Annotated in this window: 25 protein-coding genes, 1 tRNA gene and 1 pseudogene; 18 read left to right on the forward strand and 9 right to left on the reverse strand. The window is 63.2% G+C overall.

The genetic code is table 11. The features are described 5' to 3' along the window. The first annotated feature begins 44 nt into the window (after nucleotides 1-44). A tRNA-Ser gene (locus HU752_RS08460) sits at nucleotides 45-134 on the forward strand. 87 nt (nucleotides 135-221) lie between these two features. On the opposite strand, the gene HU752_RS08465 is transcribed toward HU752_RS08460, so the two are convergent. From HU752_RS08465 to HU752_RS08475, 3 genes are all read right to left on the reverse strand, one after another. Beyond that, the gene (locus HU752_RS08465; RefSeq protein ID WP_186678005.1) at nucleotides 222-707 is read right to left on the reverse strand and encodes a LasR-specific antiactivator QslA; all 486 of its coding nucleotides are present in this window, start codon (nucleotides 705-707) and stop codon (nucleotides 222-224) included. Between the two features lie 496 nt (nucleotides 708-1,203). Next, nucleotides 1,204-1,551 (reverse strand): addiction module antidote protein, encoded by a 348-nt coding sequence (locus HU752_RS08470; RefSeq protein ID WP_186678002.1) that lies wholly within the window; start codon nucleotides 1,549-1,551, stop codon nucleotides 1,204-1,206. Continuing rightward, nucleotides 1,548-1,871: a type II toxin-antitoxin system RelE/ParE family toxin gene (locus HU752_RS08475; RefSeq protein ID WP_186678000.1), complete on the reverse strand. Its 324-nt coding sequence runs from the start codon at nucleotides 1,869-1,871 to the stop codon at nucleotides 1,548-1,550. The genes HU752_RS08470 and HU752_RS08475 overlap by 4 nt, the downstream gene beginning before the upstream one ends. 541 nt (nucleotides 1,872-2,412) lie before the next feature. Between HU752_RS08475 and HU752_RS08480 the strand changes: the two genes are divergently transcribed. The 12 genes and pseudogenes from HU752_RS08480 (at nucleotide 2,413) to HU752_RS08530 (ending at nucleotide 10,438) form a co-directional block, all read left to right on the forward strand. Further along, nucleotides 2,413-2,742, forward strand: coding sequence for a DHCW motif cupin fold protein (locus tag HU752_RS08480; RefSeq protein WP_186677997.1), 330 nt, complete (start codon nucleotides 2,413-2,415; stop codon nucleotides 2,740-2,742). A gap of 94 nt (nucleotides 2,743-2,836) precedes the next feature. Then, a pseudogene (locus tag HU752_RS31890) lies at nucleotides 2,837-2,950 on the forward strand (LysR family transcriptional regulator); the annotation flags it as partial. Nucleotides 2,951-2,972: 22 nt separating this feature from the next. After that, nucleotides 2,973-3,368, forward strand: coding sequence for a type VII toxin-antitoxin system MntA family adenylyltransferase antitoxin (mntA, locus tag HU752_RS08485; protein WP_186677996.1), 396 nt, complete (start codon nucleotides 2,973-2,975; stop codon nucleotides 3,366-3,368). Beyond that, entirely contained in the window at nucleotides 3,358-3,786 is a 429-nt protein-coding gene (gene hepT, locus HU752_RS08490; RefSeq protein WP_186677993.1) for a type VII toxin-antitoxin system HepT family RNase toxin, read from the forward strand. Before mntA ends, hepT begins: the two co-directional genes overlap by 11 nt. 86 nt (nucleotides 3,787-3,872) lie before the next feature. Continuing rightward, nucleotides 3,873-4,796, forward strand: a complete 924-nt coding sequence (locus HU752_RS08495) for a LysR family transcriptional regulator (RefSeq protein ID WP_186677990.1) — start codon at nucleotides 3,873-3,875, stop codon at nucleotides 4,794-4,796. A gap of 71 nt (nucleotides 4,797-4,867) precedes the next feature. Beyond that, nucleotides 4,868-5,227, forward strand: coding sequence for a 5-carboxymethyl-2-hydroxymuconate Delta-isomerase (locus tag HU752_RS08500; RefSeq protein ID WP_186677987.1), 360 nt, complete (start codon nucleotides 4,868-4,870; stop codon nucleotides 5,225-5,227). A 105-nt stretch (nucleotides 5,228-5,332) separates the two neighbouring features. Then, nucleotides 5,333-5,518: a hypothetical protein gene (locus HU752_RS08505; RefSeq protein WP_186677984.1), complete on the forward strand. Its 186-nt coding sequence runs from the start codon at nucleotides 5,333-5,335 to the stop codon at nucleotides 5,516-5,518. Between the two features lie 94 nt (nucleotides 5,519-5,612). Then, nucleotides 5,613-6,998, forward strand: a complete 1,386-nt coding sequence (locus HU752_RS08510) for a glutamine synthetase family protein (protein WP_186677981.1) — start codon at nucleotides 5,613-5,615, stop codon at nucleotides 6,996-6,998. Nucleotides 6,999-7,141: 143 nt separating this feature from the next. Continuing rightward, a complete protein-coding gene (locus HU752_RS08515) occupies nucleotides 7,142-7,819 on the forward strand; it encodes a class I SAM-dependent methyltransferase (protein WP_186677978.1) in 678 nt (225 codons plus the stop codon). A gap of 141 nt (nucleotides 7,820-7,960) precedes the next feature. Beyond that, a complete protein-coding gene (gene rnd, locus HU752_RS08520; protein ID WP_186677975.1) occupies nucleotides 7,961-9,094 on the forward strand; it encodes a ribonuclease D in 1,134 nt (377 codons plus the stop codon). After that, nucleotides 9,091-9,384, forward strand: a complete 294-nt coding sequence (locus tag HU752_RS08525) for a YcgL domain-containing protein (RefSeq protein WP_186677972.1) — start codon at nucleotides 9,091-9,093, stop codon at nucleotides 9,382-9,384. Before rnd ends, HU752_RS08525 begins: the two co-directional genes overlap by 4 nt. A gap of 121 nt (nucleotides 9,385-9,505) precedes the next feature. Further along, nucleotides 9,506-10,438 (forward strand): D-2-hydroxyacid dehydrogenase, encoded by a 933-nt coding sequence (locus HU752_RS08530; protein WP_186677970.1) that lies wholly within the window; start codon nucleotides 9,506-9,508, stop codon nucleotides 10,436-10,438. A gap of 187 nt (nucleotides 10,439-10,625) precedes the next feature. Here HU752_RS08530 and HU752_RS08535 read toward each other — a convergent pair whose 3' ends face one another. Continuing rightward, the gene (locus HU752_RS08535; RefSeq protein ID WP_186677969.1) at nucleotides 10,626-11,219 is read right to left on the reverse strand and encodes a nitroreductase family protein; all 594 of its coding nucleotides are present in this window, start codon (nucleotides 11,217-11,219) and stop codon (nucleotides 10,626-10,628) included. 277 nt (nucleotides 11,220-11,496) lie between these two features. Between HU752_RS08535 and HU752_RS08540 the strand changes: the two genes are divergently transcribed. Both HU752_RS08540 and HU752_RS08545 read left to right on the forward strand, forming a co-directional pair. After that, nucleotides 11,497-11,946 carry a YcgN family cysteine cluster protein gene (locus HU752_RS08540; protein ID WP_054061384.1) on the forward strand — a complete coding sequence of 150 codons (450 nt, stop codon included), beginning with the start codon at nucleotides 11,497-11,499 and terminating at the stop codon, nucleotides 11,944-11,946. Between the two features lie 25 nt (nucleotides 11,947-11,971). Beyond that, on the forward strand, nucleotides 11,972-13,210 hold the full coding sequence (locus HU752_RS08545; protein WP_186677967.1) for a hypothetical protein: 1,239 nt from the start codon (nucleotides 11,972-11,974) through the stop codon (nucleotides 13,208-13,210). Nucleotides 13,211-13,375: 165 nt separating this feature from the next. On the opposite strand, the gene HU752_RS08550 is transcribed toward HU752_RS08545, so the two are convergent. The 3 genes from HU752_RS08550 to HU752_RS08560 all read right to left on the reverse strand — a co-directional run bounded on the left by HU752_RS08550 (nucleotide 13,376) and on the right by HU752_RS08560 (nucleotide 14,781). Then, the gene (locus HU752_RS08550; protein ID WP_186677965.1) at nucleotides 13,376-13,750 is read right to left on the reverse strand and encodes a YgaP family membrane protein; all 375 of its coding nucleotides are present in this window, start codon (nucleotides 13,748-13,750) and stop codon (nucleotides 13,376-13,378) included. A 71-nt stretch (nucleotides 13,751-13,821) separates the two neighbouring features. Next, on the reverse strand, nucleotides 13,822-14,289 hold the full coding sequence (locus tag HU752_RS08555; protein ID WP_010450151.1) for an RNA methyltransferase: 468 nt from the start codon (nucleotides 14,287-14,289) through the stop codon (nucleotides 13,822-13,824). A gap of 117 nt (nucleotides 14,290-14,406) precedes the next feature. Further along, entirely contained in the window at nucleotides 14,407-14,781 is a 375-nt protein-coding gene (locus HU752_RS08560) for a YajD family HNH nuclease (RefSeq protein WP_186677963.1), read from the reverse strand. Between the two features lie 178 nt (nucleotides 14,782-14,959). Here HU752_RS08560 and HU752_RS08565 point away from each other — a divergent pair, with 178 nt between their 5' ends. Next, complete coding sequence (locus tag HU752_RS08565) at nucleotides 14,960-15,229, forward strand: hypothetical protein (protein WP_186677961.1); 270 nt, start codon at nucleotides 14,960-14,962, stop codon at nucleotides 15,227-15,229. A 157-nt stretch (nucleotides 15,230-15,386) separates the two neighbouring features. On the opposite strand, the gene HU752_RS08570 is transcribed toward HU752_RS08565, so the two are convergent. Together HU752_RS08570 and HU752_RS08575 are read right to left on the reverse strand one after the other, a co-directional pair. Next, nucleotides 15,387-15,860: a cyclic nucleotide-binding domain-containing protein gene (locus HU752_RS08570; protein WP_186677959.1), complete on the reverse strand. Its 474-nt coding sequence runs from the start codon at nucleotides 15,858-15,860 to the stop codon at nucleotides 15,387-15,389. Nucleotides 15,861-15,943: 83 nt separating this feature from the next. Beyond that, on the reverse strand, nucleotides 15,944-17,995 hold the full coding sequence (locus HU752_RS08575; RefSeq protein WP_186677957.1) for a S9 family peptidase: 2,052 nt from the start codon (nucleotides 17,993-17,995) through the stop codon (nucleotides 15,944-15,946). 21 nt (nucleotides 17,996-18,016) lie between these two features. Between HU752_RS08575 and HU752_RS08580 the strand changes: the two genes are divergently transcribed. Both HU752_RS08580 and HU752_RS08585 read left to right on the forward strand, forming a co-directional pair. Continuing rightward, nucleotides 18,017-18,583, forward strand: coding sequence for an MFS transporter (locus tag HU752_RS08580; protein ID WP_186678088.1), 567 nt, complete (start codon nucleotides 18,017-18,019; stop codon nucleotides 18,581-18,583). Between the two features lie 31 nt (nucleotides 18,584-18,614). Further along, the gene (locus HU752_RS08585; RefSeq protein ID WP_186677955.1) at nucleotides 18,615-19,391 is read left to right on the forward strand and encodes a class II glutamine amidotransferase; all 777 of its coding nucleotides are present in this window, start codon (nucleotides 18,615-18,617) and stop codon (nucleotides 19,389-19,391) included. Nucleotides 19,392-19,402: the final 11 nt, after the last annotated feature.

A 19,402-nucleotide genomic window follows, 5' to 3' on the forward strand; every position in this document is an offset into this window, starting at 1 on the left:
GGGGGTTCGCTTCCGGCAAAAGTGTTGGTATGATGCGCGCCATTGGAGAGATGCCAGAGTGGCCGAATGGGACGGATTCGAAATCCGTTGTACCTTCGCGGGTACCTAGGGTTCGAATCCCTATCTCTCCGCCATACATGAAAAGCCCCTGAAGTCGCGAGACTCAGGGGCTTTTTCATTCTCGGTGCAAAAGATCTCCCGCCTCCTCGTAGTTGCTGAATTCAGGCCTTCAGATAGCCCTGAATCCGCCGCAAAAATCCTGTCTCGAAAGCTTCTCTGCATTGCTCAGTGAGATAAAGCCGGCGCCGTCGGGCCAGTTCTGCCCAGAGTGGCGAGGCATCGGCCTGCTGCAACCAGCGTTCGGCTTCATGGGCCCCCTCGGCGAGTTGCCGGGCGTAGTGGTCGTCCCAGGGCGTCGGTGGTTCGTGGGTGTCGTTGGCGGCGCGGCGGGTCGCGGGTACCTGGATGGTGCGGGGCTGGGGTGATTCCAGTCGCTGAAGCGCCAGGGTATAGAGCGCGATGCCGTCGGCAATCAGGCGATGGGCCAGGCGTTCCTGTTCCGGGTCACGAAAGGCCACGCAGCGGGCGCCGTCCAGGCAGAACCTGGCGGCGACTCGGAAATGTGCGGCGGCTTCCAGGGGATTCAGGGAGGCCAGCCGGATCAGGTCGGACGGCGGCAGGCGGGACAGTAGCGAGCGATCAATCATGGACGCTGTCTCCATGATCGTGATGCAACGAAGCTGGGCGTAGGGGGCGGTGCCCGTGCGTAAAAGGGGGGTAGGCCATTCTCCTTGTCTCCTCGGACGATTAAGGAACTTACTCCCACCGTTGTCACGCGGATAAGGGAGGCAGACCGTGCGAGGGTGACAAACCGGCGTCCGAGGGAACCGGCCAGGCCGAAGCCTGCCCCACACGGTCCGCCATAGGTGTATTAGCCGGGCGCCAAGATGCGGCAGCTAAACAGCCATGACGCGATACCGCGCCTCGAACACTTTCAGGTTGTCACACCCGACCACAGGATTGACTGTGGCGAGACTAGGCTAGTGGCGGCGATGCCAATCTAATAGTCAGGCATCGGCTACACAATAGAAGTGTGGATCTTATTGTTTTGTAGGACTTTTCGTTGTGCAAAGGATGCGAGGTTTATGCCCTTCAGCTAGGGGCATGAGCTGTCATGGATTCACCTGGTGCCCGCCATGCATCCTATTCAAGCGCAGCTTCTTCTGCTCCGGGGCGAGTGCGGTGGGAGACCACTTTGGACATGCTGATTCCCAGGGCCTGCAATACCTTCAAGACAGTCGACAATCTCGGATCACCACCGGTCGCCAGGGCCCTGTAGAGATTCGGGCGTGCCAAACCGGTGCTTTGAGACAGGTTGCTCATGCCACCTCTCGCCTCTACAAGGCGACGGATGGCGATAAGGAACGCGTCTTCCCCGCCAACCTCGTCGATTTCTTCGAGCGCGACAGACAGATACTCAAGGGCAAATGTTTCGTCGTCTCGAAGCATTTCAAGAACGCTATCTTCGTGAGCGCGAGTCCGAATTGTCATTTTCTTTTCACCTTGTGAGTTATCCAGAGCGCCTTGGCTTGATTGATGTCGTTTTGCTGTCTGTCCTTTGACCCGCCACCTAACAGGAAAATGACTTTTTGGTCCTCCAATGCGTAGTAGAGGCGGTAGCCGGGACCAAAATCGAGCTTCATTTCAAAAACACCATCGCCAACCGGCTCGGTGATGCCAAAGTGGCCGAGAGAGGCGCGGTCGACCCTGGCAGTGATTCTTGCTTTGGTTCGAATGTCTCGCACGCTATCGAGCCAGGCTTGGTAAATGTCCACTCCATTGGCAGACAATAGATGTTCCACTTCGTACATCACGATTGTACCTTAAAAGAGACATTTTGTGGGGTAGTGTTTTATATGCGCTACCGCAATTCTCTGAGGTAGCCACTGAGTGCTGGCATCTTGGCAAGGTGTTTTGTTGGTATCGCAGCAGGACGTCTGCTGTCTGGAGGGAGGAGGCGCGGTAGTGGCGGGGCTAGGCTAGCGGCGGCAATGCCTGTCTGATAGTCAGGCATCTGCCACGCAATAGACGCACTTGTCTTATTGATTGGTAGGCTTTTTCATTTGTAACCCGTCAAGACAAGGCCGTTCAAGGAAGTCACCATGTTCATGCAGGCTCTGCAACATCGCATACCGGCTTCTGCAGAGTGACGTCCGAGTACCGGCTACGTTCTATATGTTCCATTCGTTGCCAGGATGCGCAAGCAGTACGAGCAGAATGCGGCGACCCCGTCACTGATTTCCCGCCCTCAGCCCTGATCACGCTGTATGAAAAAAATCATCCCACTCTGTATCTATCGATCGCGCAGGCCCATCGGTACGGTGCGAGTTCCTTCAACGACGGGAAACAATCATGGAACTGACCGGCATCCCATTTGGCACGACCGACTGGTCGACGATCGAGCCCGTTCCGCATCCGGGCGAAACCGGCACGGCCTATTGGCGCACCTGCCAGTTCGGTGGCATAAGGGTCCGGCTGGTTGAGTACAGTCCGGGGTATCTGGCCGATCATTGGTGTCGCAAGGGCCACATCCTGCTCTGCCTGGAAGGGCAACTGGACACCGAACTGGAAGATGGCCGTGTGTTCACGCTGACCGCAGGCATGAGCTACCAGGTGGCCGACCAGGCCGAAGCGCATCGCTCGTCGACCGTCAGCGGCGCCAAACTGTTCATCGTGGATTGATAGAACATGTCATCGATTTCGCAACCTGTTGAACTGGCTCGCCAGAGGTAACCTCTTTCTGCACTTGGAGGGTTTGGGGGAGCAGGGGCAACGGATGAATCGCAACGAATTGCGCAAGGCCGACATCAACCTGATGGTGGTGTTCGAAACCCTGATGCTGGAACGCAATGTCACGCAGAATCGTGGCAAATCGTTGGTCCGAAGCCCGTTTCAGCGGTTAGGATAGCCCCATGAATACTCAAGCCTTGCTGAATCATCTACAGCGCAGCCTGCCGGACTTGCTGGCCGTCTACCTTTTCGGTAGCCATGCGCAAGGTACGGCCGGTCCCGGCAGCGACCTGGATGTAGCATTGTTGTTGCCCGGACAAGCCGATCCTGTGTCGTTATGGCAGCTTTCCGGCGATCTTGCGGACATTGCCGGTTGCCCGGTGGACCTTGTCGATTTGCGTGCGGCGTCTACCGTGATGCAGTACCAGATACTGGTGCGGGGGCAACGCTTGTGGGCGAAGGATGTGCAGGCGGGATTGTTCGAGAGCTTCATACTCAGTGAAAAGCTGGCGCTGGACACTGCCAGGGCCGGGCTGCTGAGTGATATCCAGACGGATGGAGTCATCTATGGTCGATGATGTATTGGTCAACAAGGCCGCGAGCATTGAGCGCTGTGTCGCCAGGGTGCGTGAGGAGTACGAGAAGGATCCGGCGACCTTCGCCACTGATTTTACACGCCAGGACGCCGCCATCTTGAACATCCAGCGGGCGTGCGAGGCTGCGCTGGATATGGGGCATCACCTTATCCGTCGAGAGCGCCTTGGTGTGCCGCAAAGTGCACGGGACGTCTTCGAGCTGCTGTTTCAGGGCGGATGGGTGGTCGAGGCCCAACTGAAGACGCTGAAAAACATGGTGGGCTTCAGGAATATTGCGGTGCACGACTATCAGGTGCTGCAACTGCCGATTACGGTTTCGATCATTACGCAGCATCTGGGTGACTTTCTTCAGTTCAGTGCGTTCATCCTGCGCAAGGATGCCATGTCCCGAACTTCCTGAGGTTTTCCCATCCCCGCACAATCCACGTAGACGCCAGTGGTCACATCTTTCTACACTTGCAGGGTTTGGGGGAGCAGGGGCAACGGATGAATCGCAACGAACTGCGCAAGGCCGACATCAACCTGATGGTGGTGTTCGAAGCCCTGATGCTGGAACGCAATGTGACACGGGTGGCGGAAAAGCTCTTTCTTGGCCAGCCGACCATCAGTTCGGCGCTCAATCGCCTGCGGGCGATGTTCAACGATCCGCTGTTCATCCGCGTCGGCCACCGCATGGAGCCGACCGCCCGCGCCGAGGAACTGATCCAGTACCTGTCGCCGGCCCTTGACTCGCTGTCCAATGCCCTGAGCCTGACCCACGATTTCGATCCGGCCAGCAGCACCATGACCTTTCGCATCGGGCTGTCGGACGACGTCGAATTCGGTCTGCTGCCCAACCTGCTGCGCGCCCTGCGCCAGGAAGCGCCGAATGTAATGATCGTGGTCCAGCACGTCGACTACTGGCGTATCCCGGACCTGCTCGCTTCCGGCGACATCACGGTGGGCATCAGCCAGACCCGCGGCCTGCCGGCCAATGCCAAGCGCAAGTTGCTGCGGCATATCCAGCCGATGCTGCTGCGTGCCGATGCCTCGTCCACGCCCATGAGCCTCGATGAATACTGCGCCCGCCCGCATGTGCTGGTGTCCCATACGGCGAATGTCAGCAGCCTGGCCGATGAGTGGCTGGCGGAAATCGGCCGCAAGCGCCACGTGGTGCTGTCAGTGCCGCAGTACAGTGCCTTGCCGGCCCTGCTGGCGGGCACCGACCTGATCGCCGGCCTGCCGGACTATACGGCGCTGGCCATGGCCGCCTCGGGTTCACTGTTCGCCGAACCGCTGCCGTTCAAGGCACCCACCCTGGACCTGTCGATGGTCTGGCTGGGGATCGTCGACACCGACCCGGCCGAACGCTGGTTGCGTTCGCGGCTGGAGAAATTCATGAGCGACCGCCTGCCAGCGGCGCCCGTATAAGGTTTTTCTGACCGTTTCGACAGGTTGCGTGTTATACCTTGCGCCTTCCCCCGACCGTTCGGAGCCATTGCATGCCTCACGTTTTCCTGGAGTACACCTCGAACCTGACCGATTTCGAGCCCGATAACGCCCTGTTGCGGATCAACCATGTGCTGGTGGCATCCGGTCAGTTCGCGGCGGAGTTCGATATCAAGAGTCGGGCGACCCGGGTGGAGACCTTTCGCGTGGGTACCGGCCTGACCGTGCGCGGCTTCGTGCATGTGAAGCTGGCGCTGTTGAGCGGTCGCTCGCCACAGGTGAAGGCGCAACTCTCCGAGAGCCTGCTGGCCGGCTTGCAGGAGCTGGGCAACTGGCCGTCATCGGTCGAGGTGCAGTTGTCGGTCGAGGTGGTGGACCTGGATCGCGAGTCCTACAGGAAAGCTCTGCTCTGATGGGGCAATGTTTAGTCGCCGGGTAACCGAGCGTTGTAAAAACTGCATTTAACGGCTTATCCCGGCGTGTGAGTCTGCAACTCTTCTGTTCATTGCGGCAGGCTCATGGACGCGCGCATCAACGAGATCAGTCATGACGTGTCGAGCGGCGCCCAGGCGCCTGCTCCCGATGCCGCTGGTTCGTCGATGGCGGCTATCCCCAGCGCGGTCGCGCTGCCTTGCGAGCTGGCCTTCTGGGCGCTGTGGCACTGTCGCCATGCGCGGCCACCGGATGTTGCCTATTCCCGTTGAGTCATTTCACTGACCCTGGTTGGCCCTTGTCGGTCACCCGGGTCGAAGTGGTGGGCGTTGCTGCGCCTGCCTGACGCGGAATATGAGAAAAACCATGAGTGTCGTTGCCTGCCAGTCCTTCGCTGCCCTTGAAGAAGCCCGGTCGTTCCTGGAACGGAACCCGGATATCGAAATGTTCGAGTTGTTCATCGTCGACAATAACGGTGTGCCCCGGGGCAAGCTGTTGCACCGGGACGAGTTGCTGGCGGTATATGCCAGCGGCCGGCCGTTGCCGAGCACGATTCTCGGCCTGACCCTCAATGGCGACGATGTGGAAAACTCCGGCTTGGTCTGGGACGTCGGCGATATCGATTGCCGTGCCTATCCCATTGCCGGGAGCCTGCAGCGCATGCCCTGGCGGTTGATACCGACGGCGGCCGTGCAGGTCGGCATGCACCCGACCGAGGGGTTGCCGGCAGCGGTGGCCGATCCCCGTCAGTTGCTCGCCAGGGTGGTTGGGCAGCTCCAGGCCGAGGGCTACTATCCGGTGATGGCGGCGGAGCTGGAGTTCTATCTGCTCGACCGGCAGCGCGACGGCAACGGTCGCCCGCAGCCGGCCCGCGATGCCGATGGCGGGCGGCCACGGGCCACGCAGGTCTATGGCTTGCGCGAGCTGGAACAGATCGAGCCGTTTCTCGCCGACCTCTATGAGGCCTGCAAACTCCAGGGCATTCCCGCACGCACGGCGATTTCCGAATACGCGCCCGGCCAGGTGGAAATCACCCTGGAACACCGTGCCGATGCCTTGCAGGCGATGGACGAGGCGGTGCGCTACAAGCGGCTGGTCAAGGGCGTGGCGCACAAGCACGGGATGATCGCCTGTTTCATGGCCAAGCCTTTCGACGACCTGGCCGGTACCGGCATGCACATGCATGTGAGCCTGGCCGACAGCGAAGGGCGCAACCTGTTCGCCAGCGAGGCGGCCGAGGGGACGCCATTGCTGAAGCAGGCGGTGGGTGGCCTGCTCGCGACCCTGCTCGATTCGTTGCTGCTGTTCTGCCCCAACGCCAACTCCTACCGACGCTTCCAGAGCAACAGCTATGCGCCGCTGGCGGCGACCTGGGGTGTCGACAACCGTACCGTGAGCCTGCGGGTGCCGGGCGGGCCGGCAACGTCGCGGCATATCGAACATCGGATCTGTGGTGCCGATGCCAACCCGTACCTGGCGGCTGCGGCGATCCTGGCCGGTATTCATCGCGGCATCGTCGGGCAACTGGACCCCGGCGCACCGGTCGAGGGCAACGGTTATGCCCAGGCCGGCGAGCGCCTGCCCACGGACTGGCTGACCAGCCTGAGGGCCCTGGAGGGGTCCGCCTGGGCCCGCGATACGTTCGGTAGCGAATTCCTCGGGGTCTACCTGGCGGTCAAGCGCGCGGAGTACCGGCAGTTCATGGGCGAAGTCGGCGAGCAGGACTGGCGCTGGTATCTGCACCAGGCCTGAATGGGCCGGCTTGATGCGGCGGCGGCGTTTTTTTCACGAAATGTTGATGCGCACCTGACTAAGGTTCAAGTGCTGTCGGGAGTTGTATTCATGCTTGCGGCAGCGCTTCCGATCGTCGGTCAATGCAGCAGAGTCCGTCAGACATGTCAGCGCCATCGCCTTCACTCGTCGAGCTTGAGTTCGCCCGCCAGCATGCGCGCGAGCATGCCCAGGTGTGCCGCAATGCTCAACCCCAGGGGCTGTTGGCGCGCCTTGCGCATTGGCGCGAGGAGTGCCTGGTGCGCCAGGCGCTGAAACTGGCGGGTGAGCCGGGCCTGGTGCTGGACCTGCCCTGTGGTGCGGGCCGCTTCTGGCCGGTGCTGGCGCAGCGTGGCAACCGGGTGGTCCTGGCGGCGGATTCGTCGCGGGAAATGCTCGACCACTGTGCGGTTCATCATCCGCCCGAGCTGTTCAAGCGAGTCAGGATTTTCCACAGTTCGGCATTCGTCATCGGCTTGCCGGAAAACTCGGTGGACTGCATTTTCTGCCTGCCGTTCTTCGCCCATGTCGCCGAGCGGGAGCATCGGCTGGCGATCCTTGGCGAGTTTCACCGGGTCACTCGCGACACGGTGATCATCTCCGTGTACCTGAGCGGCAACCTCATGGCCTGGCACCGTCGCAATCGGCTCCTTCCGTCGGACCAGGATGGCCAGCCAGCGATAGTGGGCAAGACGCAGATCGAGGCCGAGTTTCAGGAGGCCGGCTTCGAGATCGTCGGCCACCGCGATCTCCTGCCGGGGTATGCCATGCGTCGGGTCTATGTCCTGCGTAAGGACAGCTGACACCTGTCGGCCCCTGCGAACTTGACGAGTAAGACTATTCTTTCACCGCAGCGGGGCATTCGCCTACGCACTTGCAGCGCGGATGCTCGGAAATCGCCTGCGGCGATATATACTGCGCGCCATTCTTCAAGGGAGAGCCGTGTGGCCATCGATATTCACTGGATTCGCGACAACGATAGCCTCGGTCGGCATTGCACTGAATGGCAGCAACTACCTTTCGTTGCCCTCGACACCGAATTCATGCGGGTCGACACCTTTTACCCCATCGCCGGGCTGATCCAGATCGGTGATGGCGCCCGCGCCTACCTGATCGACCCGCTGACCATCGACGACTGGCAACCGCTGGCTGCGCTGCTGGACAACCCGGCGGTGGTCAAGGTCGTGCACGCCTGCAGCGAGGACCTCGAAGTCCTGCTGCGCCTGACCGGCAGCCTGCCGGCACCGCTGTTCGACACCCAACTGGCCGCCGGTTACCTGAACCTCGGTTTTTCCATGGGTTATTCGCGGCTGGTCCAGGAGGTCCTCGGTATCGAGTTGCCCAAGGGCGAAACCCGTTCCGACTGGCTGCAGCGCCCGCTGTCGGAGACCCAGGTCAGTTATGCCGCCGAAGATGCGCTGCATCTGGCCGAGGTCTACAACCGGTTGCGCCCGCAACTGTCGGACGACAAGTACGCCTGGGTATTGGAAGATGGCGCCGAACTGGTCGCCAACCTGCGCCGTGAGGTCGATCCCAACGAGATCTATCGCGACGCCAAGCTGGCCTGGAAACTGTCCCGGGCACAACTGGCGGTACTGCGTGAACTCTGCGCCTGGCGCGAGCGTGAGGCCCGTGCCCGCGATCTGCCGCGCAACCGGATCATCCGCGAGCACTCGCTGTGGCCCTTGGCCAAGAGCCAGCCGGATAACCTGGTGACCCTGGCCCGTATCGAGGACATGCACCCGCGCACCGTGCGCCAGGATGGCGAGTTCCTGCTCGGGCTGATCAAGCGTGCGGCCAGCCTGCCGATGGACCAGTGGCCGCCCGCGGTGCCCGAACCCTTGCCGATCGAGGCCGGTGCGCTGGTCAAGCGCCTGCGGGCGGTGGGCCAGGCGGCGGCCGAGCGCATGAACATCGTGCCGGAGCTGATGCTGCGCAAGAAAACCCTGGAAGCGCTGATCAAGAGCGGCTTCCCTGACGGACCCTATCAATTGCCCGATTCGCTGCGTGGCTGGCGCCGCGAATTGCTGGGCCAGGCCCTGCTCGACAGCCTGGCGACTGCCGGAGAACAGCCTTGAAACACATCTGCTCGATCTATCGCAGCCCCCGCAAGAACGAAATGTACCTCTACGTGCTCAAGAGCGAAGCCCTGGAGCGCGTACCGGAAACCCTCCTGCAGGCGTTCGGCAAGCCGCAGCATGCCTTCGACCTGGTGCTGACGCCCGAGCGCAAGCTGGCGCGCGAGGATATCCACAAGGTGCTCGAGAACCTCGAGAAGCAGGGTTACCACCTGCAGATGCCACCGGCCGAGGACGAGTACATCGAACACCTGCCCGAAGAGTTGTTGCGGCGCAATGACCCGGTCTGATCCACATCCCTGAGCGCCCACGGGGCGCTCCACTTCAATGGAATGCATTCCGGCGGCTGCCGAGCACGATGGAGAGCGCTTCATCGGCGGCTGCCCGTACCGTTTCTGAAAGGTTTGAACCATGCGCGTTCTGATTGCCGAACACGACCATGCCGTGTACGCCCGCCTGCTGCACCAGGCGCTGCCTGAACTTGAAGTCATGACCAGTGGCGATTCGGCCAAGCTTTCGGGCATGGCCTCCGATTGTCCGGTGTGGCTCGGGCAGCCGGACCTGATGGCCAGCCTGCTGCGCCAGGGCCACCGTCCGCAGTGGCTGCAATCGACCTGGGCGGGGATTACCCCGCTGCTGGCTGAAGGGCTGCCGCGCGACTATCGCCTGACCCGTGCCGTGGGCATCTTCGGCCAGGCCATGGCCGAATATGTCCTGACCTACATGCTCGGCCATGAACGCGAGGTCCTGGCGCGCCTGGTCAGCCAGGTCGAGCGCAAGTGGGATAACCGCACCGGCCAGGGGCTGGCCGGGCGCAAGGTGCTGATCGTCGGCGCGGGCGATATCGGCCAGAGCGTGGCGCAATTCCTGCAGCCGTTCGGGGTCGAGTTGTACGGGATCGCCAGCGAGCCCCGCGAGCAGGCGCCGTTCATCCGCGTCGATGGCCTGGAGGCACTGGGTGAGCGGGTAGGCGAGGTGGACTACGTGGTCAACCTGTTGCCCAACACCCCGGCGACCCATGACCTGTACGACGCGGCGATGTTCAAGCGCTTCAAGCCGACCGGCCTGTTCATCAACGCCGGGCGCGGCGTGGCGGTGGTCGACGCGGACCTGGTGGAGGCATTGAAGGAAGGCCATCTGGCCGGTGCGGTGATCGACGTCTGCCGCCAGGAGCCGTTGCCGCAGCGCCATCCGTTCTGGACCGCCTGGGGCCTGTTGCTGACCGGCCACAGTTCGGCACCGACGTCGCCGTCGATGATGGTGCGGTTGTTCGTCGAGAACCTGCGAGCGTACCAGGCGGGCGAGTCGCTGCGCGGCGAAGTGCAATTCGAGCGCGGTTACTGACCGTTGAATTCAACGATGTGGCGAGCGGGCTTGCCCGCGCTGGGCTGCAAAGCAGCCCCAAAAACAGAACACTCGGTGCATCTGAATAAGCGAGGTGTCTGGCTTTAGGGCTGCTGCGCAGCCCAGCGCGGCGGTGCGGCGATCCGACAAGCCCGCTCGCCACAGTCTGCCTGTCGCTGGCAAATGGTTATAGGCTGAAGTCACCCTCGGCCGCCAGCGCGCTTACCGGCTCGCGTGGGCTCGGTACTTCCCGGGCCTGCAGGTATTCGGCGAGGCTGGCCTTGTCGCCCAGTTTGCCGACGGCCACGGCCGCGTGCAGGGCGTAACCTTCCGGAATCTTCAGTTCCTTGCGGGTCAGTTCCTGGTCGAAGCCGGCCATGCCGTGGGTGTGCCAGCCGCTCTGGCTGGCTTGCAGGGCCAGGTAGCCCCAGGCCGAGCCGGTGTCGAAGGTGTGCCACAGGGCCGGGGTTTCCTCGGCTGCGCCGGGCACCTTGAAGGTGGTTTTCGAGATCACGATCACCAGCGCCGACGCATGTTGCGCCCAGTTGCGGTTGAACTCGTTGAGCAGGCCGAGGAAACGCTCCCAGTTCGGCGTGTCGCGACGCGCGTAGAGAAAGCGCCACGGCTGCGAGTTGTAGGCCGATGGCGCCCAGCGTGCGGCTTCGAAGAAGCTCAGCAGGGTTTCTTCCGGGATGGCTTCGCCGGTGAAGGCGCGCGGCGACCAGCGCTGGGTGAACTGGGCATCGATGGGGTAATCGGCGACACGTGGGTTGGCACTCATGGGCGATTCCTGACTAGAGTCCGAAGTGAAGGGTGTTGGGGCGACCCTGGCCGCTGGAGCGGTGTCCGGTCGTGATGCCTGGCCCGTCTACAGTCTGCCGAGTGCGGCGCCGTGGAGCGCTAATGGCAGTTGGCTAGTGGGCTTTGGGGTCCCCAAACTACTGCGCGCGGGCGTGACTGACAAGCCTTCTTCAACCGACAGTCGCCAATGCTTGGCCCTTTGCGGCCTGGGCACTAGACTGGCGACCTTTTCACTACCCGATGCAGATGTCTGAACCATGGCCGCAAAAGTCGAACCCTTCTGGATACGCAAGACCCTCGATCAGCTCGACCAGGAGGAATGGGAGTCGCTGTGCGACGGCTGTGGCCTGTGCTGCCTGCAGAAGCTCGAGGATGAAGAGGACAACAGCGTCTACTACACGCGTATCGCCTGCAAGTTGCTGGACCTCAAGACCTGCCAGTGCACCGACTACAGCAACCGTCGCGCTTCGGTGCCCGACTGCATCCAGCTCACCCCGGGCAAGGCCGACGAGTTCAAGTGGCTGCCGCCGACCTGCGGTTATCGACTGGTCAGCGAAGGCAAGGACCTGCCACTCTGGCATCATCTGGTCTGCGGCGACCGCGACGCGGTGCACCACGAGCGAATCTCCCAGTCCGGGCGGATGCTGGCCGAAGGCAGCGTGCCCGAGGACGATTGGGAAGACCATCTGATTTTCCGCGCCGGTTGATCCTGGCGAACTCGAGGGAGCGTATATGCCGGTGCGTGGCCGACTGTTGGCGGGATCGCTGCTGCTGATGCTGGCCGGCTGCGCCTGGGCCGGGAAAAAAGTCGACCTGGATTACCACCTGCGCCTGTTGCCGCAGAGCGACCAGGTGGAAGTGCGCCTGACCCTGGCCCAGGGGGCGGCGGTGCGCAGCCTGGATTTCGACCTGGGAGCCCAGGGCTACTACAGCGACTTCAAGGCCGACGGCCAGTGGCTGGTACGACCGGACCAGGCCGGTACCAACAGTCGCGGTATCTGGCGTCCGGCTGCCGGCCAGGCGAGCCTGAGCTATCGGGTGAGCATCAGCCATCCGCGCCGCAATGGCACGTTCGAAACCCGCATGACCAGCCACTGGGCCCTGCTGCGTGGCGAGGAACTGGTGCCGCCGGCGCACCTGGACCAGCAGGATGGTACCGAGCTGGTGTCGCGGTTGGACGTGGAGCTGCCCAATGGCTGGAAAAGCGTCGAGACGGCCTGGCCGCGGATCGGCAAGAACCGCTTTCGTGTCGATAACGTCTCGCGCCTGTTCGATCGGCCGACCGGCTGGCTGCTGGCCGGCGATCTCGGCAGCCGGCGCACGCGCCTGGGGGAAACCGAGGTGACGGTCGCCGGTCCCCGGGGCGAGGGCATGCGGCGGATGGATGTGCTGATGCTGCTGACCTTCGTCTGGCCCAAGCTGCAGGAGGTGTTTCCGCGCAATCCACCGAAACTGCTGGTGGTGGGGGCCGGAGAGTCGATGATGCGGGGTGCCCGGGCGGCCCATGATTCGATCTACCTGCACACGACCGGGCCGTTGGTCAGCGAGTCCGGGGCCAGCCCGCTGGTGCGTGAGCTGGTGCATGTCTTCGGACGGATCAACGACAGCCATCGCAGCGACTGGATCGGTGAAGGCCTGGCGGAGTACTACGCCATCGAACTGGTGCGACGTGCCGGCGGGATGAGCGAGGAGCGCTACCAGGCGGCACAGGGCAGGCTGGCGCGGCTCGGACACAAGGTCGGCAGCTTGCGGGGCGACCAGGTGAGCGGAGCGACGGTGGCCCGGGCGGTCGTGCTGTTGCAGGAACTGGACCGGGAGATTCGCCAGCAGACCGACAACCGGCATTCGCTGGATGACGTGAGCCGGGCAGCGATGCGCCTGGACACGGTGACCACCCGGGAATTCGTCCAGTTGAGCGAAAGCGTGCTGGGTGGGCCGTCGAAGGTGTTGGCGACGGATCTGCTGAAGTAGCTGGCGCGCTACCGATCTTTGATCGTTCCCACGCTCTGCGTGGGAACGCAGCACGTGAGGCTCTGCGTCACCAGAGCGGGCGCTGAGTGCCCAGAGAGGCATTCCCACGCGCAGCGTGGGAACGATCAGTAGGGTTTGCCCGCGAGGGCGTGCTCAAGGGCGCTATCAGGCCTTCGGCGTTTCCAGCGAGTCGTTCCCCGTCACCGTCGCGGTACGGGTTGCCATCTCGGCACTGGCCTTCATCTGCCGCAGCTCATCCGCCGCTCGCTCGACCTTGGCACGTACGCCTTGCAGGTCCTGGCGGCCCTTTTCCAGCAGGCTCTTGGCCGAGCTGTGGCCGGTGATGCCGCGAGCCATTGCGACGCCGCCGATGGCCACCTGGATCAGGCCGAACACGCCACCCCGGCGCAGGCCCTTGCCGACCATCACGACGCCGCCGGCCAGGGAACCGATGCGCTCCCAGCCCTGGACGTTCTGCTCGGCCGGCCGGGACTGGAATGGCGTGGAGTCGATGCGCTGCAGGGTTTTACTGTCGCTCATGATCTGTCTCCCTCAAGTGACGTTGGATAGAGTGCAGACTGTCGGAACCGCCGGCGGGTTCCTCGAGACATTCAGAACTTGGGCCCCGAGCGGGTGTTGTTGCCCTTGGCCAGGCGGTCATAGAGCACCACGTTGACGGTGGCGGCCAGGTTCATGCAACCGGTGGTGGGGATGTACACGACGTCCTCGCACCAATCGCGGATGTCCTTGTCCAGCGAGCCATCCTCCGGGCCGAAGATGTACAGCGCGCGATCGGGATGGGTGTATTCCGGCAGCGGGCGGGCGCCCTCCACCAGCTCGACGGCGACCGGGATGCAGCCCAGGGGCAGGATTTTCTTCAGGTCGTCGATGCCGATCAGCGGGATGTCCTGGTGCACCTTCTTGGTGTCGGTGACGAAGTCCCGGGCGCGCTCGTAGCGCTTGCCGGTATAGAACACCGAGGCCACGCCGTAGCAGCCAGCCGCACGCATCACCGAGCCGACGTTCTCCGGTGACTTGGGGTTATACAAACCAATGCAGCTGTACCTTTTGTTTGCCACGAGCGGGGTGCCTTCCAGGAAAAAGACGCGAGTATACCGGCAACGCCGCAGGGCGTGAGCCTTCCTCGATCAGGGGCTGGAGACTGCCCGCGTGGCGGCGGGCAGCACAGGCGCGACTCACTCGTCTTTCTTCAGCATCCCGGCCAGGGCGGCGAAGGGGTTGTGGGTGGCCTTGGCGACCTTCGGGCTGCTCAGGGAGCTGTCGCCGAAATACTGCTGGTCGGTGTAGCGCGAGTGTTCGTTGTCGTGGCAGAACAGGCAGAGCAGCTCCCAGTTGGAGCCGTCCTGCGGGTTGTTGTCGTGGTTGTGGTCGCGATGGTGCACGGTCAGTTCGCTCAGGCGCTTGCCGGAGAATTCACGGGCGCAGCGGCCGCAGACGTGCGGATACATCTTCAGCGCCTTGTCACGATAGCCCATCTCCTTGTCGCGTTTCGCATCGGCGAGGATGCGGTCCAGCTTGGCGGTATGGGAGGGTGGGTTGGCCGAACTCATGGGTTCACCTTGTCGAATGGGTTAATGACGGTCGTGCCATGAAGTCTAGCGCAGTTCCCTGGCGTTTCGGTGATCGGCGGCCTGTCGTCCCCGGGACGATTTCATCGAAATGTCATTGGGCGAGGCAAAATGTTTGCGTTGCGAGTAGCCTGTAGCAGACAGATTGCTGGAGCTATCGATGAAAGGCATTACCCTGGCGGCCGCTGTGTGGGCCGCGCTGACGATGACGACGGCCTGGGCCGAGGACATTGCGCCGGCCCCCGTGACACCGGCTCCGGGCTCGCCGGGTACCGCCACCCCGACGCCGTACCCGCAAGTTACCCCACGCACGCCCCCCAAGCCCGGAGAACCGCTGCCGAGCATCGAGCTGCCGTCGCCGCCCAAGGACCAGACGCTGCCGGGCCTGGAGCAGAACGACAAGACGGACAAGACCAAGCCAGGCCACTAGTGGCCTGTGTGGCCAATTCGCATACTCAACTTCGGCCCAAGTCCTTGCCAGGCTGCGTTGCCATTCCTCGCCGTAGCCCGGCCATGACCCGTCATGGCGCCTTGCCTGGCAAACCCTTGAGCTCGAATGTGAGTATCCGAGTTAACCGTACAGGCCACTAGACCTGCTGCGAGAGCAGTTGCCCGTCGACCATGCGCAGGCGCTTGGACATTGCGATGGCGATGGCACGAATGATCTTGGCGGCGATTTTCGGCGATTCGTTGAGCATCTTTTCCAGCGAGTCCTTGCCCAGGTTCAACAGCTGGCAGTGGCTGGCCGCCACGCAACTGGCCGAGCGCCGCTCGCCATCGAGTACCGCCATCTCGCCGAAGGCCCGCCCGGCCCGCAGGGTGGCGATGACCACGGGTTGGCCGGCTTCGTTGAGCTTCTGCACGTTGACGCTGCCATGATGGATGATGCACATGAAGGTGCCTGCATCGCCTTCATGGAAGATTTCCTCGCCCTTGTCCACGCTGCTGATGCTGAAGTAGCCGGATGCCGCCTGGCAGTCGGCGGGCAGGAGGTGGCTGAACAGACCGCAGTCCATCAGCATGTCGCGAATTTCGTTATTCAGTGAGGTCGGTTCTGACATGTTTCACGATCTATTGTTGTTGTCCGCTCCCGGCCCGGCGACCGGGAGTCATGGTCTATGACACTGGCGCCGGGCAGAGTTCCTCAGGCGATACCCAGAACCTTGAACACGAAGCCATATTCGAGCGCTACGTCACGCAATCCCTGGTAGCGCCCGCTCATGCCGCCGTGGCCGGCACCCAGCTCGGTCTTGAGCAAGAGTAGATGTTCGTCGGTGCGGGTCGCACGCAATTTTGCCACCCACTTGGCCGCCTCCCAGTACTGCACGCGGCTGTCGTTGTAGCCGGCGATCACCAGCATCGCCGGGTAGGCCTGGGCGCGAACGTTCTCGTAGGGGGCGTAGGCCTTGAGCCGGGCATGCACCTCGGGTTCCTGCGGGTTGCCCCACTCGTCGTATTCGGTGACGGTCAGCGGCAGGTCGGGGTCGAGCATGGTGTTCAGTACATCGACGAACGGCACCTCGGCAATCGCCGCCTGGAACAGTTCCGGGCGCTGGTTGAGCACCGCGCCGATCAGCAGGCCACCGGCACTGCCGCCGCTGATGACCAGTTGGCTGGAGCGGGTCAGGCCTTCGGCGACCAGGTGCTCGGCGCAGGCGATGAAGTCGTCGAAAGTGTTCTGCTTGTGCTCCTGCTTGCCGGCGCGATACCAGGCCTCGCCCAGTTCGCCGCCGCCGCGCACGTGGGCGATGGCGAAGGCCACGCCGCGCTCGAGCAGGCTCAGGCGGGCATGGGAGAACCAGGGGTCGAGGCTTTCGCCGTAGGCGCCGTAGCCATAGAGATAGAGCGGGGTGGCCTGGCCCAGCAGCTCGCGCTTGACCACCAGGCTGATCGGGATCCGGGTGCCGTCCGGCGCCTTGGCCCAGAGTCGTTGGCTGACATAGGCATCGGCATCGAAGGGGCCGAGCACCGGCGTCTGCTTGAGCACGATCTGCTCGCCACTGGCCAGGTTCAACTGACGGACCTGGGCCGGGCGGTTGAGGGCTTCGTAGCGCAGGCGGATGCAGTCGCTGCTGAACTCCAGGCTGTCCTGCACGTAGAGGCTGTAGGCCGCATCCGGCAACTGCACGCGGTAGGCCGGCAGACCCTCGGGACGTACCTCGATGATCGGCAGGCCGCCTTCGCGCAGGCTCAGGCACAAGGCCTGGGCATTGAGCGTGACGCCTTCGAGCATCACCTGGTCATCGTGGGGTACCAGCCGTTGCCAGTCGTCGCGACGGGGGATGCCATCGTCGGCGGCGTGGAACAGGGCGAAGTTGATGCCGTCTTGGTTGCTGCGGATGAACCAGCGCCACTGGCCCTGGTAGCGACCGTGATCGACGAAGTACTCGTGGCCCTCGACGCGTGGCGCCAGGCAGGTGAAGGGTTGGCCTGGTGTCTCGGCGTCGAGCACCCAGGCTTCACTGGTGGTCTTGCTGCCCAGCAGCGCCACCAGTTGCCGTTCGGAGCTGCTGCGGTAGCAGTGCAGGAAGAAACGCCCGTCCGGTTCATGCAGGACTTCCTCGGCGCCATCCTGTCCCAGCACATGGCGATAGAGCTTGTGCGGGCGGTGGGTGTCGTCCAGCTCGCCGAAGAACAACGTACGGCTGTCGTTGGCCCAGGTCATGCTGCCGTCGCAGTCGTCGAAGGGCAGCTCGCTGACGTTGCCGCTGGCCAGTTCCTTGACGTACAGGCGGTAGATTTCGTCGCCGCTGGTGTCCAGGCTGTAGGCCAGGCGCTGGTGGTCCGGGCTGACACTGAAGCTGCCGAGGGACAGGAAGCCGCCAGCGGCCAGCTCGTTGGGGTCGAGCAGCAGTTGCTCGGTGCCTTCATCGACGGTCAGGCTGTCATCGGCCGGGCGCGGGCAGCGATAGTGGCGGGCGTACTCGTCGCCGGCGGTGGTGCGGGTGTAGTACAGGAACGGGCCCCAGGGCGAGGGCAGGGACAGGTCGGTCTCGAGAATCCGTCCCCTGATTTCCTCGAACAGGGTTTCGCGCAGTTCGGCCTGGTCGGCCAACTGCGCCTGCTGATAGCTGTTTTCGGCCTTGAGGTAATCGAGCACCGCCTCGCTGTCGCGCTCCTGCAACCAGGCATAGGGATCGGGACCTTGGCCCTTGCGGGCAATCGGGGCGCTGCTGATGGCGGCTTTGCGGGACATGGACAACTCTCTGTCTTGAGGATCGCTGACGGCGGGGCAGCCGGACCTGCGAAAAGCCGTTATCATAAGCCCCTCATTGCCAGCCTTGCCACGGACACCATGACCGAGAACGACTATCTGATTGCCTGGGGTTGCTACGCCTTTGCCGCCTTGGGCTGCCTGTTGGTGTGGTTTCGCCTGACCCGCTGGACCTGGCGCTGGCTGCGCGAGCCGTTGCGCCTGCTGGTGGCGGTGCTGCTGTTCAGCCCGACCATCCTCGACCCGGTGAAGGAGCGTTTCGCCCCGGCGGTCGCCATCACCGCCCTGGACCTGTTGTTCAAGGTCGGCAATAACGCCTGGCGCGCGGTCTCCGACCTGTTCATGTACCTGGTCATCGCCGCCGGCGTGTACCTGGTCTTCGTGCTGATCCGCTGGCCGATCGAGCGTTCGAGCAAGGCCCGCAAGCAGCAGGCCGAGGCCGCCGCAGCTGCGGCCCGTGCCGAAATCGAGGCTGACGACCAGCCGTTCGCCGCCCAGTCCCAGGAGCGCCCACGGCGTCCGCCGCCTGCCGGTGGTGCCGGTCGCCAGCGGGTCGAGCCGCGTCTGTAAGCACGTCCAGCATTGAAGCGAGAGTCCGAGCATGTGTGAATTGTTGGGCATGAGCGCCAATGTGCCGACCGATATCGTTTTCAGCTTCACCGGGCTGATGCAGCGCGGTGGCCGCACCGGCCCGCATCGTGACGGTTGGGGCATCGGTTTCTACGAGGGACGTGGCTTGCGGGTGTTCCAGGACCCGGCGGCGAGCTGTGATTCGGAGGTCGCGCAACTGGTGCAGCGTTATCCGATCAAGAGCGAAGTGGTGATCGGGCACATCCGCCAGGCCAACGTCGGCAAGGTCTGCCTGTCCAATACCCATCCGTTCGTTCGTGAGCTGTGGGGGCGCAACTGGTGTTTCGCGCATAACGGCCAGTTGGCGGACTTCCAGCCCCGGCACAGCTTCTATCGCCCGGTCGGCGATACCGACAGCGAGGCGGCCTTCTGCGACCTGCTCAACCGCGTTCGCGCGGCCTTTCCCGAGCCGGTCGAGGTAGAGCAACTGTTGCCTTCGCTGGTGGCCGCCTGCGCCGAGTATCGTGGCAAGGGCGTGTTCAACTGCCTGCTCAGCGACGGTGACTGGCTATTCTGCTACTGCTCGACCAAGTTGGCGCAGATCACCCGTCGTGCCCCGTTTGGTCCGGCGCGGCTGAAGGATGTCGATGTGATCGTCGACTTCCAGGCCGAGACCACGCCCAACGACGTGGTGACGGTGATTGCCACCGAACCCCTGACCGAAAACGAGACCTGGACCCGCTACGAGCCGGGTCAATGGAGCCTGTGGCGGCGTGGCGAATGCGTCAGCCAGGGCCGGACTGAATAAGGACACCTGTC

The organism is Pseudomonas vanderleydeniana, from assembly GCF_014268755.2.
Taxonomy (GTDB): Bacteria; Pseudomonadota; Gammaproteobacteria; order Pseudomonadales; family Pseudomonadaceae; genus Aquipseudomonas; species Aquipseudomonas vanderleydeniana.

Excerpts from the sequence above, each read along its gene's own strand:
- HU752_RS08535 (WP_186677969.1), bottom strand. The coding sequence starts at position 11,219 with ATGAGTGCCAACCCACGTGTCGCCGATTACCCCATCGATGCCCAGTTC.
- HU752_RS08500 (WP_186677987.1), top strand. The coding sequence starts at position 4,868 with ATGCCTCACGTTTTCCTGGAGTACACCTCGAACCTGACCGATTTCGAG.
- mntA (WP_186677996.1), top strand. The coding sequence starts at position 2,973 with ATGAATACTCAAGCCTTGCTGAATCATCTACAGCGCAGCCTGCCGGAC.
- HU752_RS08495 (WP_186677990.1), top strand. The coding sequence starts at position 3,873 with ATGAATCGCAACGAACTGCGCAAGGCCGACATCAACCTGATGGTGGTG.
- HU752_RS08475 (WP_186678000.1), bottom strand. The coding sequence starts at position 1,871 with ATGTACGAAGTGGAACATCTATTGTCTGCCAATGGAGTGGACATTTAC.
- hepT (WP_186677993.1), top strand. The coding sequence starts at position 3,358 with ATGGTCGATGATGTATTGGTCAACAAGGCCGCGAGCATTGAGCGCTGT.
- HU752_RS08545 (WP_186677967.1), top strand. The coding sequence starts at position 11,972 with ATGCCGGTGCGTGGCCGACTGTTGGCGGGATCGCTGCTGCTGATGCTG.
- HU752_RS08585 (WP_186677955.1), top strand. The coding sequence starts at position 18,615 with ATGTGTGAATTGTTGGGCATGAGCGCCAATGTGCCGACCGATATCGTT.
- HU752_RS08465 (WP_186678005.1), bottom strand. The coding sequence starts at position 707 with ATGATTGATCGCTCGCTACTGTCCCGCCTGCCGCCGTCCGACCTGATC.
- HU752_RS08510 (WP_186677981.1), top strand. The coding sequence starts at position 5,613 with ATGAGTGTCGTTGCCTGCCAGTCCTTCGCTGCCCTTGAAGAAGCCCGG.
- HU752_RS08540 (WP_054061384.1), top strand. The coding sequence starts at position 11,497 with ATGGCCGCAAAAGTCGAACCCTTCTGGATACGCAAGACCCTCGATCAG.
- HU752_RS08565 (WP_186677961.1), top strand. The coding sequence starts at position 14,960 with ATGAAAGGCATTACCCTGGCGGCCGCTGTGTGGGCCGCGCTGACGATG.
- HU752_RS08480 (WP_186677997.1), top strand. The coding sequence starts at position 2,413 with ATGGAACTGACCGGCATCCCATTTGGCACGACCGACTGGTCGACGATC.
- HU752_RS08570 (WP_186677959.1), bottom strand. The coding sequence starts at position 15,860 with ATGTCAGAACCGACCTCACTGAATAACGAAATTCGCGACATGCTGATG.
- HU752_RS08550 (WP_186677965.1), bottom strand. The coding sequence starts at position 13,750 with ATGAGCGACAGTAAAACCCTGCAGCGCATCGACTCCACGCCATTCCAG.
- HU752_RS08560 (WP_186677963.1), bottom strand. The coding sequence starts at position 14,781 with ATGAGTTCGGCCAACCCACCCTCCCATACCGCCAAGCTGGACCGCATC.
- HU752_RS08470 (WP_186678002.1), bottom strand. The coding sequence starts at position 1,551 with ATGACAATTCGGACTCGCGCTCACGAAGATAGCGTTCTTGAAATGCTT.
- HU752_RS08530 (WP_186677970.1), top strand. The coding sequence starts at position 9,506 with ATGCGCGTTCTGATTGCCGAACACGACCATGCCGTGTACGCCCGCCTG.
- HU752_RS08515 (WP_186677978.1), top strand. The coding sequence starts at position 7,142 with ATGTCAGCGCCATCGCCTTCACTCGTCGAGCTTGAGTTCGCCCGCCAG.
- HU752_RS08575 (WP_186677957.1), bottom strand. The coding sequence starts at position 17,995 with ATGTCCCGCAAAGCCGCCATCAGCAGCGCCCCGATTGCCCGCAAGGGC.
- HU752_RS08505 (WP_186677984.1), top strand. The coding sequence starts at position 5,333 with ATGGACGCGCGCATCAACGAGATCAGTCATGACGTGTCGAGCGGCGCC.